Origin of the sequence: Candidatus Pantoea deserta, assembly GCF_003813865.1 — a bacterium.
Taxonomy (GTDB): domain Bacteria; phylum Pseudomonadota; class Gammaproteobacteria; order Enterobacterales; family Enterobacteriaceae; genus Pantoea; species Pantoea deserta.
Map to the genome: position 1 here is coordinate 1 of NZ_RMVG01000063.1, position 968 is coordinate 968.

General features: G+C 55.6%; 1 protein-coding gene. It reads right to left on the reverse strand.

The window, feature by feature from the left end; all coding sequences use genetic code 11:
- Positions 1–916: Rpn family recombination-promoting nuclease/putative transposase (locus BBB56_RS23410; RefSeq protein WP_123803272.1), on the reverse strand; the 916-nt coding region annotated here is incomplete at its 3' end.
- Positions 917–968 lie beyond the last annotated feature (52 nt).

A 968-nucleotide genomic window follows, 5' to 3' on the forward strand; every position in this document is an offset into this window, starting at 1 on the left:
GGTCGAGCTGATTAATTTCTTCTTCCGTCAGGCCCGTCATTTTCATCACGGTTAGCACGTCCATGCCATTATCAAGCAGGTTACGGGCGATCTTCAGGCTGGCTTCGCGAAAGCCTTCCAGCAAGCCTTCCTGCAGTCCCTCCTGCAATCCTTTTTCTCTGCCAATCTGTTCAAGCTGTTGTGCGATTGTCATCAGTTCATCCTTATGTTGTGGCGTATGCTGCGCCAGCTTAACGATAAAGGTCGCTGCATCCGCCGTTTCACCTGTCTGAGCGAGATAGTTTACCAGGGCATGTCGCTGTTGTCCGGTTAAAAATTCATCGTCCAGGAGCAGGGCTATCTGATGCAGCTTTTCATCCAGATTACGCAGGCGGATATGTTTTTGCACAAACGTCAGCGCCGCCATGTGGCGGTGCCGCATAATCTCTTCATCGGGGATGAGGGTGACATCGACCAGCGGAAACGGACTGCTGTAAACCGCGGCGGCGGTTTCCGGCTCGTTGAACAGGCCCGGCCAGGACATGCTGTAGGGCCAGGGGCTGCGTCTGCCATGATAAAACAGTATCGGAATGACCAGCGGCAGGTCTTTATGACCCGCATCGAGGTGGCGCTGCATCACGGCAATGGCGTAGCGCATCAGGCGAAAGGCCATCAGCCTGTCCGGAGAACTCTGATGTTCAATCAACACGTAGAGGTAGCCGTCGCCGCGCTGAGCTTTCAGCGAATAGCACACATCGCTGAAGTAAGGTCGCAGGCTCTCTTCGACAAAGCTGCCGGATTCCTGCCTGAGCGTGGTCAGGTCGCAGGAATCCAGCAGCGCAGGCGGCAGATGAAGGGTGATAAAATCGCGGGCGGTTTCCAGCCGGGCGAGAAAGGTTTTAAAGATGGCGTCATGCGGCGTATGTGTGGTCTTCATCCTGAAGTCTCCGTGCGGATCGGCAGCCGGACCTTAACAGGAGGAGGAGGCG